At 51.7% G+C, this 16749-nt stretch carries 10 protein-coding genes, 2 tRNA genes and 3 rRNA genes; 14 read left to right on the forward strand and 1 reads right to left on the reverse strand.

The features are described 5' to 3' along the window. The first annotated feature begins 187 nt into the window (after positions 1-187). Positions 188-1912 (forward strand): acetolactate synthase 3 large subunit, encoded by a 1725-nt coding sequence (locus B9K09_RS05355; RefSeq protein ID WP_087518994.1) that lies wholly within the window; start codon positions 188-190, stop codon positions 1910-1912. 2 nt (positions 1913-1914) lie between these two features. After that, a complete protein-coding gene (ilvN, locus tag B9K09_RS05360; RefSeq protein WP_087515851.1) occupies positions 1915-2406 on the forward strand; it encodes an acetolactate synthase small subunit in 492 nt (163 codons plus the stop codon). 54 nt (positions 2407-2460) lie between these two features. Here the strand turns inward: ilvN and ilvY are convergent, their stop codons facing one another. After that, entirely contained in the window at positions 2461-3342 is an 882-nt protein-coding gene (gene ilvY, locus B9K09_RS05365; RefSeq protein ID WP_087518995.1) for an HTH-type transcriptional activator IlvY, read from the reverse strand. A 125-nt stretch (positions 3343-3467) separates the two neighbouring features. On the opposite strand from ilvY, the gene ilvC reads away from it, so the two are divergent. The 12 genes from ilvC to B9K09_RS05430 all read left to right on the forward strand — a co-directional run bounded on the left by ilvC (position 3468) and on the right by B9K09_RS05430 (position 16723). Next, entirely contained in the window at positions 3468-4484 is a 1017-nt protein-coding gene (gene ilvC / locus B9K09_RS05370; RefSeq protein WP_087515852.1) for a ketol-acid reductoisomerase, read from the forward strand. A gap of 155 nt (positions 4485-4639) precedes the next feature. Next, a complete protein-coding gene (gene pssA, locus B9K09_RS05375; RefSeq protein ID WP_087515853.1) occupies positions 4640-5455 on the forward strand; it encodes a CDP-diacylglycerol--serine O-phosphatidyltransferase in 816 nt (271 codons plus the stop codon). 62 nt (positions 5456-5517) lie between these two features. Next, positions 5518-6531 (forward strand): protein-methionine-sulfoxide reductase catalytic subunit MsrP, encoded by a 1014-nt coding sequence (gene msrP / locus B9K09_RS05380; RefSeq protein ID WP_087515854.1) that lies wholly within the window; start codon positions 5518-5520, stop codon positions 6529-6531. Then, positions 6531-7154: a protein-methionine-sulfoxide reductase heme-binding subunit MsrQ gene (msrQ, locus tag B9K09_RS05385; RefSeq protein WP_087515855.1), complete on the forward strand. Its 624-nt coding sequence runs from the start codon at positions 6531-6533 to the stop codon at positions 7152-7154. The genes msrP and msrQ overlap by 1 nt, the downstream gene beginning before the upstream one ends. Positions 7155-7726: 572 nt before the next feature. Beyond that, positions 7727-9269 (forward strand): 16S ribosomal RNA (locus B9K09_RS05395). 65 nt (positions 9270-9334) lie between these two features. Beyond that, positions 9335-9411: transfer RNA gene (locus tag B9K09_RS05400), tRNA-Ile, on the forward strand. A 31-nt stretch (positions 9412-9442) separates the two neighbouring features. Continuing rightward, positions 9443-9518 (forward strand) — tRNA-Ala (locus B9K09_RS05405). 260 nt (positions 9519-9778) lie between these two features. Beyond that, positions 9779-12670 (forward strand): 23S ribosomal RNA (locus B9K09_RS05410). 126 nt (positions 12671-12796) lie between these two features. Beyond that, positions 12797-12912 (forward strand): 5S ribosomal RNA (gene rrf, locus B9K09_RS05415). The 16S, 23S and 5S rRNA genes sit together here with 2 tRNA genes alongside, the layout of an rRNA operon. Positions 12913-13151: 239 nt before the next feature. Then, a complete protein-coding gene (locus B9K09_RS05420; RefSeq protein WP_087515856.1) occupies positions 13152-13814 on the forward strand; it encodes a paraquat-inducible protein A in 663 nt (220 codons plus the stop codon). After that, positions 13801-14424, forward strand: a complete 624-nt coding sequence (locus B9K09_RS05425; RefSeq protein WP_087515857.1) for a paraquat-inducible protein A — start codon at positions 13801-13803, stop codon at positions 14422-14424. The genes B9K09_RS05420 and B9K09_RS05425 overlap by 14 nt, the downstream gene beginning before the upstream one ends. Beyond that, entirely contained in the window at positions 14417-16723 is a 2307-nt protein-coding gene (locus B9K09_RS05430; protein WP_087515858.1) for a PqiB family protein, read from the forward strand. The genes B9K09_RS05425 and B9K09_RS05430 overlap by 8 nt, the downstream gene beginning before the upstream one ends. The last annotated feature ends 26 nt before the right edge of the window (positions 16724-16749 follow it).

A 16749-nucleotide genomic window follows, 5' to 3' on the forward strand; every position in this document is an offset into this window, starting at 1 on the left:
CAACACCCGCAACGCGTTACCTCGCGCTGGGTGGGAAGACCCCGCAACACTTTGGGGCGTTCCCAATACTTGCTCAGTAGTAGCTGACGTAGTCGGCGACCACCGTCGCTCATGCTCTGCTTGGCAGTAAAACCTATTTTAGACCGTCACTTTGTGGGCGGTTTCTGGCGTTTTAGAGGTGATCAACGTGGAGCTTTTATCCGGCGCTGAAATGGTCGTCCGCTTTTTGCGTGACGAAGGCGTTAAGAATATCTATGGGTACCCAGGCGGTGCCTTGCTGCATATCTATGATGCGCTGTTCAAAGAGCCTGAGGTGAACCACATTCTGGTTCGTCATGAACAAGCTGCAACCCATATGGCCGATGGCTATGCACGTGCAACAGGTAAGGCAGGTGTGGTGCTGGTGACCTCAGGTCCTGGTGCAACCAACGCAATTACCGGTATCGCCACTGCCTACATGGACTCCATTCCGATGGTGGTTCTGTCAGGCCAAGTGCCAAGCAACATGGTCGGCACCGATGCCTTCCAGGAAACCGACATGATCGGTATCTCGCGTCCTATCGTGAAGCACAGCTTCATGATCAAGCACGCCTCAGAAATTCCTGAAGTGATGAAGAAAGCCTTCTATCTTGCTGAGTCGGGTCGCCCTGGTCCTGTTGTTGTCGATATTCCGAAAGACATGACTAATCCGGCCGAGAAGTTCGAGTACGTCTTCCCGAAGAAGGTCAAGCTGCGCTCCTACAGCCCAGCACTGCGCGGCCATTCAGGTCAGATCCGCAAGGCGGCTGAAGTCCTGCTCGCAGCCAAGCGCCCGGTTATTTACTCCGGTGGTGGCGTAATCCTGGGGCACGCAGCGGAGCCGTTGACCGAGTTGGCGCAGATGCTCAATATCCCTGTGACCAACACGCTGATGGGCCTGGGCGGCTATCCGGGCACTGATCGTCAGTTCCTCGGTATGCTCGGTATGCACGGCAGCTATACCGCCAACTTGACGATGCACCACGCGGATGTGATTTTTGCTGTTGGTGCGCGTTTTGATGACCGAGTTATCAATGGTGCTTCTAAGTTTTGCCCGAACGCCAAAATTATCCACATCGATATCGATCCAGCTTCGATCTCCAAAACCATCAAGGCCGACGTGCCGATCGTTGGCCCGGTTGAAAGCGTGCTGACCGAGATGGTTGCGATCCTCAAGGAAATTGGCGAGAAGCCAAATAAAGAGGCGCTTGCCAGTTGGTGGAAGCAGATTGAAGAGTGGCGCGGTGATCGCGGCATGTTTCCTTATGACAAAGGCGACGGCAGCATCATCAAGCCACAGACTGTGATCGAGACGCTGAGCGAAGTGACCGAGGGTAATGCCTACGTTACTTCCGACGTGGGTCAGCATCAGATGTTTGCTGCTCAGTACTATCGATTCAACAAACCGAACCGTTGGATTAACTCTGGCGGCTTGGGCACCATGGGGTTTGGTTTCCCGGCAGCAATGGGCGTCAAGTTGAGTTTCCCGGATGACGACGTAGCCTGCGTAACCGGGGAAGGCAGTATCCAGATGAACATTCAGGAACTGTCGACCTGCCTGCAGTACGGTTTGCCGGTGAAAATCGTCAACCTGAATAACGGCGCGCTGGGTATGGTGCGCCAGTGGCAGGACATGAACTACAACAGCCGTCATTCGCACTCTTATATGGAGTCCTTGCCGGACTTCGTTAAGTTGGCCGAAGCCTATGGCCACGTTGGCATGCGCATCACTGATCTGAAAGACCTGAAGCCAATGATGGAGAAAGCCTTTGCGATGAAAGATCGCCTGGTTTTCCTCGATATTCAGGTTGATACCAGTGAGCACGTCTATCCGATGCATATCAAAGACGGTGCAATGCGCGACATGTGGCTGAGCAAGACGGAGCGGACTTAATCATGCGACACATTATTTCCCTGTTGCTGGAAAACGAGCCGGGCGCTTTGTCCCGCGTGGTGGGTCTGTTCTCCCAGCGTAACTACAACATCGAAAGCCTGACGGTGGCCCCAACCGAAGACCCGACTCTGTCGCGTCTAACGTTGACCACTGTTGGTCATGACGATGTTATTGAACAGATCACCAAAAACCTCAATAAGCTGGTTGAGGTGGTCAAGTTGGTCGATTTGTCAGAAAGCTCGCACATTGAGCGTGAGTTGATGCTGGTCAAGGTTAAAGCGACAGGCGCACAGCGTGCCGAGGTCAAGCGCACTACGGATATCTTCCGCGGTCAGATCGTCGATGTAACCACCAGTGTTTACACCATTCAGTTGACAGGCACTAGCGATAAGCTGGACAGCTTCATTCAGGCGGTAGGCACAGCCTCGATCCTGGAAACTGTGCGCAGTGGCGTTACCGGCATTGCCCGTGGCGACAAAGTACTCAGTATCTGATCCTGCTGTATTAAAAAAACCTCGCATTTTTGCGAGGTTTTTTTTCGCCGTCATTTAGCGTTGGCGATTCCAGAAGGCATTGATCAACGGCTCTTTCAGGTGTTTTTCCAGAGCAAACAGGCCAATGTCGTAGGCGGTTAGTGGTGGTTGAATATCGTAGGTGCGGATGCGTGCGGTCAGTGGGCTGTTATCGAGCACGATTTGCGGCACGACGCCGATGCCAAAACCCAGACTGACCATGCTGACGATGGCTTCGTTACCGCTGACTTGCGCATAAATTCGCGGCTTGATGTTGTGGCTTTTCAGCCAGCGGTCTGTACGCGTACGTGCGAGGCCCTCTTCCGAAAGAATCATCGGCACATCGCGCCAACTGGCTGCGCTCGGGTGTTTAAGCTGTTCATCCGTTAGCAGTTGGGGGGATTGTGGACCGATAAAGCACAGCGCCGAGCGGGCAATCGGTTGAAATGCGATGCCGGCAGGGAGGCTGTCGGGGCGGGCGCCGATGGCAAGGTCTTCAAGACCTTCTTGGATGCGCTCAACGGCTTTTGCCGCATCACCTGTATGCAGCTTCATTTCAATGCGTGGATAGTCCTGACGAAAACTGCTCAGAATATCGTAGAGAAAGCTGTAACTGGCCGTGACAGAGCAGTACAGCGAAAGCTCTCCATGCAAGATCAGTTGATCTTGTTTAAAGGTCTGGCGCATGGCTTGCCAGCCGCTTATTACTCCCTTGGCGTATTCGCGGAACTGTTGCCCCTCGCGGGTTAGGCGAACTGAACGGTTATCCCGTAGAAACAGCGGTGCGCCGAGTTCATCCTCAAGCTGCTTGATGCTGCGGCTGAGCGCGGAAGGGCTGACATGCTGCTCGCGGCTGGTTTTACCGAAGTGCAGGTTGTCGGCTAAAGAGAGGAAAAGTCTAAGCGCGTGGCTATCCATGATCATTTCATATATCGGCATGTTGTGTTGCAAATATATCATTTTACGCAATGGGTTTGATCACTTACAGTGTCTCAGTCGCGGTGCTTGCACCCACTCATTTTTCGATTAAAAGAGCCAACAACATGAAAGTTTATTACGACAAAGACTGTGACCTCTCAATCATCCAGGGCAAGAAAGTTGCCGTTATTGGTTACGGCTCGCAGGGTCACGCCCAAGCGTGCAACCTGAAAGACTCTGGTGTTGATGTCACTGTTGGTCTGCGTAAAGGTTCTTCAACTGTCGCCAAGGCTGAAGCCCACGGCTTGAAAGTTGCTGATGTTGCGACCGCTGTTGCGGGTGCCGATGTGGTCATGATCCTGACCCCGGACGAATTCCAGTCGCAGCTGTACAAGAATGAAATTGAGCCAAACATCAAGCAGGGCGCAACTCTGGCGTTCTCCCACGGCTTCGCGATTCACTACAACCAGGTCGTTCCGCGCAGCGACCTCGACGTGATCATGATCGCGCCAAAAGCACCGGGCCACACTGTGCGTTCCGAGTTCGTCAAAGGCGGCGGTATCCCTGACCTGATCGCGATCTACCAGGATGCTTCGGGTAATGCCAAAAACGTAGCACTGTCTTACGCTTCAGGCGTGGGCGGCGGCCGTACCGGCATCATCGAAACCACGTTCAAAGACGAAACTGAAACTGATCTGTTCGGTGAGCAGGCTGTACTTTGCGGCGGTTGTGTTGAGCTGGTTAAAGCGGGCTTCGAAACACTGGTTGAAGCTGGTTATGCGCCAGAAATGGCATACTTCGAGTGCTTGCACGAGCTGAAGCTGATCGTTGACCTCATGTACGAAGGCGGCATCGCCAACATGAACTACTCGATCTCGAACAACGCTGAATACGGTGAGTACGTGACCGGTCCAGAGGTTATCAACGCCGAATCGCGTCAGGCCATGCGTAACGCTCTGAAGCGCATTCAGGACGGCGAGTACGCCAAGATGTTCATCCAGGAAGGCGCTGCTAACTATCCTTCGATGACAGCTTATCGTCGCAACAACGCTGCCCATGGTATCGAAGTTGTGGGTGAGCAGCTGCGTTCGATGATGCCGTGGATTTCCGCGAACAAGATCGTCGACAAAGCTAAAAACTAGGTCTTACCGACTTACATAAAAACGCGGCTAAATAGCCGCGTTTTTTTATGCGTTCGGTATCTTCTGGTATAAAGCGCGTAATGATTAAACTTATATATTGCGCGTAGCGCTGTAACATACGTGCTGAATTTTCAATCCCGTTGCAAGGTATACCCATGAGCGAACGCCCAGAAGAGCCTAAATCGGCTCCCGACGCAGAAAGTCTTTTGCCGGTCGATGAACACGAAGAAGAGGGCCATGACGACGAAGGGCGCAAGGTTCGCCATCGTGGCGTCTATTTACTGCCGAACTTGTTCACCACCGCTAATTTGTTCGCTGGTTTCTACGCAATCATCAATGCCATGAACGGCAATTACTATGTGGCGGCTGCGGCTGTATTCGTTGCCATGGTATTGGACGGTCTCGATGGTCGTGTTGCACGCCTGACCAATACACAAAGTGCATTCGGCGCCGAATACGATTCGCTGTCGGATATGGTCGCCTTCGGTGTTGCTCCGGCGTTGCTGGCATTTGAGTGGGCGCTTGGCAGTCTAGGTAAAGTCGGTTGGATGGTCGCCTTCATCTATGTAGCGGGCGCAGCACTGCGTTTGGCTCGCTTCAATACTCAGATTGGTAGTACCGATAAACGCTACTTTATTGGCTTGGCCAGCCCAGCTGCCGCCGGTGTGGTTGCGGGAACGGTCTGGGCGTTTAGTGACTTCGGCATCCAGGGCTCGAACATGGCCTTTGTAGTGGCAATCCTGGTTGCTGCGGCGGGTATGTTGATGGTCAGCAATATCAAATATCACAGCTTCAAAGACCTTGACCTGAAAGGGCGGGTACCTTTCGTTGCCATTCTCGCAGTGGTATTGGGGTTTGCCGTGATATTCAGTGATCCGCCGCGCATCCTGCTGATCATCTTCCTCGCCTACGCGTTTTCGGGGCCGATTCAATTTTTGTTGCAGTTACGTCGCCGCAATAAAGCTGCGTGATGTAATTTCATGGGGACTCCGTAGTCTACTAACTATTGTCTACTTGTAGCCGTGGAGTCCCAATGCTGATCAAGGTCCCATCTACATCCGCTTGCAAAGAGTCGGATGTCACCCCGGAAGCGCTTTACCTTTCCCGTCGTACCTTTTTAGGTGGTTCTCTTGCAGGCTTGGCACTTTCGGCCATGCCAGGCATGTCGTTTGCACAGGATGCATCGCGCTACTCAGGTGTCGAGGCTGTTGATGGTCCTGCTTGGTTTCAGCAAAAGCTGCAGACGACCAAGTGGCAAGCGATCACTGTCAAGGGTGAGTCGATCACGCCGTTCAAGGATGCGACTGACTACAACAACTTCTATGAGTTGGGCGCCAACAAAGGCGACCCGTCAGCCAATGCCAAGGCGCTAAAAACTGAGCCCTGGAGTGTTGTCATCGACGGTGAGGTAGCAAAGCCTGGGCGTTATGCGCTTGAAGACTTCATCAAGCCTTATGAGCTGGAAGAGCGGATCTACCGCCTGCGCTGTGTCGAGGCTTGGTCAATGGTTATTCCGTGGATGGGGTTTCCGCTTTCTGCACTCCTTAAGCAGGTGCAGCCGACCAGCAAGGCTAAATACATACGTTTTGAAACACTGGTTGATCGCAAGGACTTGCCGGGGCAGCAATCGAGTTTTGGCCTGATTGACTGGCCGTATGTCGAAGGCTTGCGTCTGGATGAAGCGATGAATCCGCTGGCGATCCTGGCTGTAGGAATGTATGGCCGGGTTCTGCCTAATCAGAATGGCGCGCCGCTGCGCTTGGTTGTGCCTTGGAAGTATGGCTTTAAAAGTATTAAGTCGATTGTGCGTATCAGTCTGGTTGAGGAGCAGCCAAAGACCACTTGGCAGTCGATTGCGGCAGATGAATACGGTTTCTACGCCAACGTTAATCCGAATGTAGATCACCCACGTTGGACACAAGCACGTGAGCGCCGACTTCCAAGCGGCCTGTTCAGTCCCAATGTGCGCGATACCCTATTGTTTAATGGCTATGGCGATGAAGTTGCATCTTTATATAGCGGTATGGATCTGAGGGTTAACTACTGATGCGCTACCCGCTTTGGCGTTTGATGGTTTTTATAGTGATCGCAGCGGTGCCACTGTTCTGGCTGTATGAGGCGTGGACCTTTGCACTCGGGCCTGATCCAGGTAAGACTTTGGTTGATCGGCTTGGCTTGGGTACGCTGATACTGTTGTTTATTACCTTGGCGATGACACCGCTGCAAAAGCTTACAGGTTGGTCAGGCTGGGTTATTACTCGCCGCCAGTTAGGCCTTTGGTGCTTTGCCTTTGTGGTGTTGCACCTGACGGCTTATTGCGTCTTTATTTTAGGGTTTGACTGGGCGCAGCTTGGTGTCGAGCTGCGTAAGCGACCTTACATAATAGTCGGAGCGCTTGGGTTTCTTGGTTTGTTGGCGTTAGCGCTGACATCTAACCGCTATAGCCAGCGCCGTTTGGGCCGGCGCTGGAAGAAACTGCACCGTGCGGTGTACGGCGTCTTAGCATTGGGTTTGTTGCATATGCTCTGGGTTGTGCGTGCCGACCTTAAAGAGTGGAGTGTGTATGCGCTGATTGGCGCTGCGCTGATGCTGTTGCGCATCCCGGCGATATCAGGGCTTTTGCCACGTATTCGAGCTAAAACAGCCAATACAGTCATAAATCCGCAATAAACCCTTGACGGCAAATCTGAGGTGCCTATAATGCGCACCTCTTCCGGCGTAGACCTCTCGGAAAACCTCTTGTAAAACAAGAAGTTAGCTTAAAAAGAGGGGTTGCAAAGCAACGAGAGTTGTGTAGAATGCGCCGGGCTCTGAAGGGTGTTTAGATGGCCTTTAGAGTGATCGCCACGGTGATCGAAAGCGGTAGAAAAAAGAGGTGTTGACAGCGGTTTTGAACGCTGTAGAATGCGCCTCCCGCTGACGAGAAGCTGGTTTGATCGGAAGCGCAAGTGGTTGAGTAGAAACGGTTTTCTGCGGAAAAGAACTTCGAAAAACAGCTTGACAGTAAATGAGGCTGCTGTAGAATGCGCGCCTCGGTTGAGACGAAAGACTTAACCAACCGCTCTTTAACAACTGAATCAAGCAATTCGTGTGGGTGCTTGTGAGGTAAGACTGATAGTCAACAGATTATCAGCATCACAAAGCAACACTCGTTAATTCGAGAGTTACCTTACATTAATTTGTAAGTTTTGCGATTGCTGAGCCAAGTTTATAAGGTTTTCTCAAAACCTAATTGCAGTATTAAACTGAAGAGTTTGATCATGGCTCAGATTGAACGCTGGCGGCAGGCCTAACACATGCAAGTCGAGCGGTAACAGGAGGTAGCTTGCTACTTTGCTGACGAGCGGCGGACGGGTGAGTAATGCCTAGGAATCTGCCTAGTAGTGGGGGATAACGTTCGGAAACGGACGCTAATACCGCATACGTCCTACGGGAGAAAGTGGGGGATCTTCGGACCTCACGCTATTAGATGAGCCTAGGTCGGATTAGCTAGTTGGTGAGGTAATGGCTCACCAAGGCGACGATCCGTAACTGGTCTGAGAGGATGATCAGTCACACTGGAACTGAGACACGGTCCAGACTCCTACGGGAGGCAGCAGTGGGGAATATTGGACAATGGGCGAAAGCCTGATCCAGCCATGCCGCGTGTGTGAAGAAGGTCTTCGGATTGTAAAGCACTTTAAGTTGGGAGGAAGGGCAGTAAATTAATACTTTGCTGTTTTGACGTTACCGACAGAATAAGCACCGGCTAACTCTGTGCCAGCAGCCGCGGTAATACAGAGGGTGCAAGCGTTAATCGGAATTACTGGGCGTAAAGCGCGCGTAGGCGGTTTGTTAAGTTGAATGTGAAAGCCCCGGGCTCAACCTGGGAACTGCATCCAAAACTGGCAAGCTAGAGTACAGTAGAGGGTGGTGGAATTTCCTGTGTAGCGGTGAAATGCGTAGATATAGGAAGGAACACCAGTGGCGAAGGCGACCACCTGGACTGATACTGACGCTGAGGTGCGAAAGCGTGGGGAGCAAACAGGATTAGATACCCTGGTAGTCCACGCCGTAAACGATGTCAACTAGCCGTTGGATTCCTTGAGAATTTAGTGGCGCAGCTAACGCATTAAGTTGACCGCCTGGGGAGTACGGCCGCAAGGTTAAAACTCAAATGAATTGACGGGGGCCCGCACAAGCGGTGGAGCATGTGGTTTAATTCGAAGCAACGCGAAGAACCTTACCTGGCCTTGACATGCTGAGAACTTTCTAGAGATAGATTGGTGCCTTCGGGAACTCAGACACAGGTGCTGCATGGCTGTCGTCAGCTCGTGTCGTGAGATGTTGGGTTAAGTCCCGTAACGAGCGCAACCCTTGTCCTTAGTTACCAGCACGTAATGGTGGGAACTCTAAGGAGACTGCCGGTGACAAACCGGAGGAAGGTGGGGATGACGTCAAGTCATCATGGCCCTTACGGCCAGGGCTACACACGTGCTACAATGGTCGGTACAAAGGGTTGCCAAGCCGCGAGGTGGAGCTAATCCCATAAAACCGATCGTAGTCCGGATCGCAGTCTGCAACTCGACTGCGTGAAGTCGGAATCGCTAGTAATCGTGAATCAGAATGTCACGGTGAATACGTTCCCGGGCCTTGTACACACCGCCCGTCACACCATGGGAGTGGGTTGCACCAGAAGTAGCTAGTCTAACCTTCGGGGGGACGGTTACCACGGTGTGATTCATGACTGGGGTGAAGTCGTAACAAGGTAGCCGTAGGGGAACCTGCGGCTGGATCACCTCCTTAATCGACGACATCAGCTTCCTTATAAGCTCCCACACGAATTGCTTGATTCATTGCGAAAGACGATTGGGTCTGTAGCTCAGTTGGTTAGAGCGCACCCCTGATAAGGGTGAGGTCGGCAGTTCGAATCTGCCCAGACCCACCAATTGTTGAGGGGTTAGGCCTTGGATGTAAATGGGGCCATAGCTCAGCTGGGAGAGCGCCTGCCTTGCACGCAGGAGGTCAGCGGTTCGATCCCGCTTGGCTCCACCACTTTACAGATTGCTTGATTCGTTTTTGTTAGTGTTCAGAAATGAGCATTCCTACTGAAGGGTAGTTGAATGTTGATTTCTGGTCTTTGACTAGAAAGAAAATCGTTCTTTAAAAATTTGGGTATGTGATAGAAGTGACTAATTGATTACTTTCACTGGTAATTAATTTGGTCAAGGTAAAATTTGTAGTTCTCAATTGCAAATTTTCGGCGAATGTCTACTTCACGTTATAGACAATAACCAGATTGCTTGGGGTTATATGGTCAAGTGAAGAAGCGCATACGGTGGATGCCTTGGCAGTCAGAGGCGATGAAAGACGTGATAGCCTGCGAAAAGCTTCGGGGAGGTGGCAAATAACCTTTGATCCGGAGATGTCTGAATGGGGGAACCCAGCCATCATAAGATGGTTATCTTGCACTGAATACATAGGTGTAAGAGGCGAACCAGGGGAACTGAAACATCTAAGTACCCTGAGGAATAGAAATCAACCGAGATTCCCTTAGTAGTGGCGAGCGAACGGGGACTAGCCCTTAAGTTGATTAGAGATTAGCGGAACGCTCTGGAAAGTGCGGCCATAGTGGGTGATAGCCCTGTACGCGAAAATCTCTTTTCAATGAAATCGAGTAGGACGGAGCACGAGAAACTTTGTCTGAATATGGGGGGACCATCCTCCAAGGCTAAATACTACTGACTGACCGATAGTGAACTAGTACCGTGAGGGAAAGGCGAAAAGAACCCCGGAGAGGGGAGTGAAATAGATCCTGAAACCGTATGCGTACAAGCAGTGGGAGCAGACTTTGTTCTGTGACTGCGTACCTTTTGTATAATGGGTCAGCGACTTATTTTCAGTGGCAAGCTTAACCGAATAGGGGAGGCGTAGCGAAAGCGAGTCTTAATAGGGCGTTTAGTCGCTGGGAATAGACCCGAAACCGGGCGATCTATCCATGGGCAGGTTGAAGGTTGGGTAACACTAACTGGAGGACCGAACCGACTACCGTTGAAAAGTTAGCGGATGACCTGTGGATCGGAGTGAAAGGCTAATCAAGCTCGGAGATAGCTGGTTCTCCTCGAAAGCTATTTAGGTAGCGCCTCGTGTATCACTGCTGGGGGTAGAGCACTGTTTCGGCTAGGGGGTCATCCCGACTTACCAAACCGATGCAAACTCCGAATACCAGCAAGTGTCAGCACGGGAGACACACGGCGGGTGCTAACGTCCGTCGTGAAAAGGGAAACAACCCAGACCGTCAGCTAAGGTCCCAAAGTTATGGTTAAGTGGGAAACGATGTGGGAAGGCTTAGACAGCTAGGAGGTTGGCTTAGAAGCAGCCACCCTTTAAAGAAAGCGTAATAGCTCACTAGTCGAGTCGGCCTGCGCGGAAGATGTAACGGGGCTCAAACCATACACCGAAGCTACGGGTTCATCCTTTGGATGAGCGGTAGAGGAGCGTTCTGTAAGCCTGTGAAGGTGAGTTGAGAAGCTTGCTGGAGGTATCAGAAGTGCGAATGCTGACATGAGTAACGACAATGCGAGTGAAAAACTCGCACGCCGAAAGACCAAGGTTTCCTGCGCAACGTTAATCGACGCAGGGTGAGTCGGCCCCTAAGGTGAGGCAGAAATGCGTAATCGATGGGAAACGGGTTAATATTCCCGTACTTCTAATTACTGCGATGGAGGGACGGAGAAGGCTAGGCCAGCACGGCGTTGGTTGTCCGTGTTTAAGGTGGTAGGCTGGAATCTTAGGTAAATCCGGGATTCTAAGGCCGAGAACTGATGACGAGTTGTCTTTTAGACGATGAAGTGGTTGATGCCATGCTTCCAGGAAAAGCTTCTAAGCTTCAGGTAATTAGAAACCGTACCCCAAACCGACACAGGTGGTTAGGTAGAGAATACCAAGGCGCTTGAGAGAACTCGGGTGAAGGAACTAGGCAAAATGGCACCGTAACTTCGGGAGAAGGTGCGCCGGTGAGTGTGAAGGGTTTACCCCGTAAGCACATGCCGGTCGAAGATACCAGGCCGCTGCGACTGTTTATTAAAAACACAGCACTCTGCAAACACGAAAGTGGACGTATAGGGTGTGACGCCTGCCCGGTGCCGGAAGGTTAATTGATGGGGTTAGCTAACGCGAAGCTCTTGATCGAAGCCCCGGTAAACGGCGGCCGTAACTATAACGGTCCTAAGGTAGCGAAATTCCTTGTCGGGTAAGTTCCGACCTGCACGAATGGCGTAACGATGGCGGCGCTGTCTCCACCCGAGACTCAGTGAAATTGAAATCGCTGTGAAGATGCAGTGTATCCGCGGCTAGACGGAAAGACCCCGTGAACCTTTACTATAGCTTTGCACTGGACTTTGAGTTTACTTGTGTAGGATAGGTGGGAGGCTTTGAAGCGTGGACGCCAGTTCGCGTGGAGCCAACCTTGAAATACCACCCTGGTAACCTTGAGGTTCTAACTCTGGTCCGTTATCCGGATCGAGGACAGTGTATGGTGGGTAGTTTGACTGGGGCGGTCTCCTCCTAAAGAGTAACGGAGGAGTACGAAGGTGCGCTCAGACCGGTCGGAAATCGGTCGTAGAGTATAAAGGCAAAAGCGCGCTTGACTGCGAGACAGACACGTCGAGCAGGTACGAAAGTAGGTCTTAGTGATCCGGTGGTTCTGTATGGAAGGGCCATCGCTCAACGGATAAAAGGTACTCCGGGGATAACAGGCTGATACCGCCCAAGAGTTCATATCGACGGCGGTGTTTGGCACCTCGATGTCGGCTCATCACATCCTGGGGCTGAAGCCGGTCCCAAGGGTATGGCTGTTCGCCATTTAAAGTGGTACGCGAGCTGGGTTTAGAACGTCGTGAGACAGTTCGGTCCCTATCTGCCGTGGACGTTTGAGATTTGAGAGGGGCTGCTCCTAGTACGAGAGGACCGGAGTGGACGAACCTCTGGTGTTCCGGTTGTCACGCCAGTGGCATTGCCGGGTAGCTATGTTCGGAAAAGATAACCGCTGAAAGCATCTAAGCGGGAAACTTGCCTTAAGATGAGATCTCACTGGAACCTTGAGTTCCCTAAAGGGCCGTCGAAGACTACGACGTTGATAGGTGGGGTGTGTAAGCGCTGTGAGGCGTTGAGCTAACCCATACTAATTGCCCGTGAGGCTTGACCATATAACACCCAAACAATTTGCTGTTTGTGTGTCATAACAGAAGTTGATGAAACCGAAAGTTTGCACGACTACAAACATCACATACCCGATTCGAAGCAGCGTCCTAGACGAGGCTTCAAACAAATTGCTTGACGACCATAGAGCATTGGAACCACCTGATCCCATCCCGAACTCAGTAGTGAAACGATGCATCGCCGATGGTAGTGTGGGGTTTCCCCATGTGAGAGTAGGTCATCGTCAAGCGCCTATACCGAAACCCCAGATCATGTAAATGATCTGGGGTTTCTCTTTGCGCAAAAGAAAAGTGCAGGGCGTGCAAGCTAAGCGCAGAGCGGGTTGGTAGACATCTGCCGGGCCTGTCATATAGTTATTTTGACCGTTGCTACATCTGTTACAAAAATATGCGTTGGTAATGGCCAATTGTTTACCACCCGAGTCAAGACTCCTCGTTTACACTAGGCACACTTTGTAAAGGGGCATATATGCCGGAGCCGATTGAAGCCACATCCCTCACAGGGCATTCCATTGACCAACTGATTGCGTGCCATGAGTGTGATCTACTCATGCAAAGTCAACCAGTCGAGGATGGTGAGCGAATCGAGTGCCCACGCTGTGGCTATGAGCTATATAGCCATCGTCATCAAGTTATACGTCGTAGCATGGCCTTGGTTATAGCCGCTTTGCTGCTGTATATCCCCGCGAATTTTCTGCCCATTATTGAGCTCAACCTGCTTGGTCAGCAGACTCAGGACACGGTCTGGTCTGGCGTACTTGGCTTGTATCACAGCGGGATGCAGCCTGTAGCGCTTGTTGTGTTCTTGAGCAGTATGGTGATTCCACTATTCAAGCTGCTGATTCAGTTCTTTGTTTTGCTCAGCATCCGTTTCGATTTTGGGCGCAGCTACGGTCTGTTGTTTTATCGCATGTATCACCATATGCGTGAATGGGGAATGCTTGAGGTTTACCTCATGGGGATTCTGGTCGCGGTGGTTAAACTGGTTGATGTCGCAGACCTTACCTTTGGCATTGGCTTGTTATGTTTTGTCGCGCTTTTGCTGTTGCAGGTGTGGCTTGAAGTGACCATGTCGCCACATCAGATCTGGCAAGGGCTATCAGGTGGGGAGCACGCCAGTGAGGGCCATTGATGCCGGATTGCTGGTATGTGATGAGTGTCACAAATTGGCTCCAATTGATACGAGCGTAGACAAGCAGTTCTGTCAGCGCTGCGGCGGTCGAGTCCACGCTCGCCGACCGAATAGTCTACTGCAGACCTGGGCGCTGCTAATCACCTCGGCAATCTTATATATTCCAGCAAATATGCTGCCTATTATGCGGGTCAGCTCTTTGGGTAAAGGGCAGTCAGACACCATAATGTCAGGTGTTATTGAGCTGGTTAATTACGGCATGCTGCCAATAGCAGCAGTGGTGTTCATCGCCAGTATTTTGGTGCCTACGTTTAAGTTGGTGGGCATTGGTTTATTGCTTTACTCGGTACAACGGCGTCAGCCGATGTCCCCACGCCAACGAATGTTTATGTACAGATTTATTGAGTGGATTGGCCGTTGGTCAATGCTCGATATTTTTGTAATTGCTATTTTGGTTACGGTGGTCAAATTTGGCACCTTAGCCACCATCGAGCCAGGCTGGGGGGCGGTTGCATTTGCCAGCGTGGTTATCTTGACCATGCTCGCAGCATTGACCTTCGATCCCCGCTTGATTTGGGACAACACTGATACGGATGACAACGATGAATGATTTGCCTCTGGCTAAAAAACGGCCGGCCTCTAACTGGTCGGCTATCTGGGTATTGCCCATCATCGCGTTGTTGATTGGTGGCTGGCTGGCATGGAAGGCTTACGACCAGGCTGGAATCATGATTGAGGTCAGATTCCCAAGTGGTGGCGGCATTGAAGCCGGCAAGACAGAAGTTATCTATAAAGGTATTGCTGTAGGCAAGGTTAAAACTGTGAGCCTCGATACCGAAGGCAAAGCGGATGATGTTGTTGCCACTATCGAAATGAGTAAAGAGGCCGAAGGGCACTTGCTCGCAGAGACACGCTTCTGGTTGGTTAAGCCCAGCGTATCTCTGGCTGGAGTTACTGGCCTGGAAACCCTGGTGTCGGGTAATTACATTGCCGTGAGTCCGGGCAAGGGTGAACCCACGCTGAAGTTCAAAGCACTGGATGAACCCCCGCCGTTATCCAGTGATACCCCCGGGTTGCACCTTACTTTGAAGGCTGACCGTTTAGGCTCGATAGATAAAGACAGCCCGATTTTTTACCGCCAACTAAAAGTGGGCCGGGTAAAGGACTATGTGCTGGATGATGATCAGCAAACTATCCGTATCAACATCTTCATCCAGCCTGAATATGCCAACCTGGTGCGCAAACATACGCGGTTCTGGAATGCTAGCGGCATCACTATTGATGCAGGGCTTTCCGGTTTCAAGCTGCGTACAGAGTCTCTTGCCAGTATCGTCGCTGGCGGTATTGCCTTTGGTACGGCTGAAGACCGTAAAGACAGCCCTCCGACTGATCCGTCGCTGCCGTTTCGCTTGTATGACAGCTTTGACGCTGCTCAAGCAGGGATCAAGGTCGTGGTTAAGCTCCCTGATTTCGATGGGCTCGAAGAGAAGCGCACTCCGGTTATGTACAAGGGGATTCAGGTCGGCACCTTAAAGAAACTCAAGGTGAATGATAATCTGCAAGGTGCTATAGCTGAGTTAGCCCTTGACCCATTGACTGAGCGCTACCTGGTTGATGGCACTGAGTTTTGGGTGGTTAAGCCATCGATCTCCCTGGCAGGTATTACCGGTATTGAGGCGCTGGTTAAAGGCAACTACATTGCGGTTCGACCGGGCAAAAAAGGCGGATCACCTACTCGTGAGTTCGAGGCGCTCAGCAAGGCCCCACCACTTGATTTGGGCGCGCCAGGTTTACATATGGTTCTGCGCAGTAAGAATCTTGGTTCAATTGAGATCGGCAGCCCTATTCTGTATCACCAGCTTAAAGTTGGTTCGGTGCAGAGTTATCAACTGGCGCGTAACAATAAAGAGGTGTTACTGGGGGTTCACATCCTGCCTGAGTACACCCATCTCGTTAACCGTACCAGCTACTTCTGGAATGCTAGCGGCGTGACGCTCAAAGGCGGCTTGTCGGGGATTGAGGTTAAGAGTGAGTCTCTGCAAACCCTGATTGCCGGTGGTATTGCCTTTGAAACTGCAGACCTCAATGGCGCCCGTTCGAGCAAGCGTATCCAAATGTTCAGTCTATACAAGGACCGTGAGGATGCGCTAAAAGCGGGTACGACCATAACCATTCGGGTTGATCGGGCTGATGGTCTCAAGCCCGGCGCTGCGATTCGCTATAAAGGTATGGATGTCGGTACCATCGAAAGTCTTGAGCTGACCAAAGACCTGCAAGCAGTGCAACTCAATGCGCGTATTACTCAAGGCGATGCAAGGATTGCGCGGGCAGGTAGCAAGTTCTGGGTGGTTAAACCGGAACTGGGTCTAACTCAAGTGGGCAACCTCGATACTCTAGTTCGCGGCCAGTATGTTGAGGTTTTGCCTGGCAATACTCAGGAGACCAAACGAACTCAATTTATTGCCCTGAGCGAACCGCCAAACTTAGCCGAAAGCGAAGCGGGCTTGCGTCTGGTGTTGAGCGCGTCACGTCGTGGCTCCTTGAAGACAGGTGTACCGGTTACCTATCGCGAAGTCGTGGTGGGCAAAGTCGTCAGTTATGAGTTGGGGGCCACGGCTGATCGTGTGCTGATCCATATTCTGATAGAGCCTCGTTATAAAGCCCTGGTTCACACCGGAAGTCGGTTCTGGAATACGTCAGGTATAGGCGTAGATGCAGGTTTGTTTAAAGGTGTGAAGCTGCGAACTGAGTCGCTTGAGACGATATTGGCGGGCGGTGTGTCGTTTGCGACACCGGATAATGCTGATATGGGTAACCAGGCGATTAACGGTCAGACCTTCGCGCTGTTTGATGAGCCGAAAACTGATTGGCTGCACTGGGCACCGAAAATCCCGCTACCTAAACAGTAGTCGCTACATACAACAAGGGCCGCATA

Origin of the sequence: Pseudomonas sp. M30-35, assembly GCF_002163625.1 — a bacterium.
Lineage (GTDB): Bacteria > Pseudomonadota > Gammaproteobacteria > Pseudomonadales > Pseudomonadaceae > Aquipseudomonas.

Bases quoted from the DNA above. Each gene is read 5' to 3' on its own strand.
- ilvY (WP_087518995.1), bottom strand. From the start codon at position 3,342: ATGGATAGCCACGCGCTTAGACTTTTCCTCTCTTTAGCCGACAACCTG.
- pssA (WP_087515853.1), top strand. From the start codon at position 4,640: ATGAGCGAACGCCCAGAAGAGCCTAAATCGGCTCCCGACGCAGAAAGT.
- B9K09_RS05420 (WP_087515856.1), top strand. From the start codon at position 13,152: ATGCCGGAGCCGATTGAAGCCACATCCCTCACAGGGCATTCCATTGAC.
- msrQ (WP_087515855.1), top strand. From the start codon at position 6,531: ATGCGCTACCCGCTTTGGCGTTTGATGGTTTTTATAGTGATCGCAGCG.
- ilvC (WP_087515852.1), top strand. From the start codon at position 3,468: ATGAAAGTTTATTACGACAAAGACTGTGACCTCTCAATCATCCAGGGC.
- msrP (WP_087515854.1), top strand. From the start codon at position 5,518: ATGCTGATCAAGGTCCCATCTACATCCGCTTGCAAAGAGTCGGATGTC.
- B9K09_RS05430 (WP_087515858.1), top strand. From the start codon at position 14,417: ATGAATGATTTGCCTCTGGCTAAAAAACGGCCGGCCTCTAACTGGTCG.
- ilvN (WP_087515851.1), top strand. From the start codon at position 1,915: ATGCGACACATTATTTCCCTGTTGCTGGAAAACGAGCCGGGCGCTTTG.